This window comes from Anabaena sp. CCY 0017 (assembly GCF_963920885.1).
Classification (GTDB): Bacteria; Cyanobacteriota; Cyanobacteriia; order Cyanobacteriales; family Nostocaceae; genus Nodularia.
In genome coordinates this window covers 1-240 of sequence record NZ_CAWUDG010000114.1, presented here as the reverse complement: position 1 = coordinate 240, position 240 = coordinate 1, and the positions used below count along the sequence as shown (strand labels likewise).

Sequence of the window (240 nt, the reverse complement as noted above, 5' to 3'; positions counted from 1 at the left end):
CAAAGGACAGGGGTGGCGCCCGATACTCGAAGCGGTCGACACTGCGCCAATCGGCAGCGCTTCCTTGGCCGCCGACCTCCGTGCCCCGGGTCCGCTGCCAGTCCCACATGTCGGTCAGACCGACGAAGTATTGCCGGTAGGCTTCAGCGGCATTTTCGAAATGCCTTTGCTGCGAAAAGTCCGTCATCGAAAGGCTCATCGACAGCGCCCGCATGGCGATGGATGGACCCAGCAAGGAGC

At 62.5% G+C, this 240-nt stretch carries 1 protein-coding gene; it reads right to left on the bottom strand.

The window, feature by feature from the left end; translation table 11 throughout:
• Positions 1–214: DUF3526 domain-containing protein (locus ACM0OW_RS25900; protein WP_414553593.1), on the bottom strand; the 214-nt coding region annotated here is incomplete at its 3' end.
• Positions 215–240: the final 26 nt, after the last annotated feature.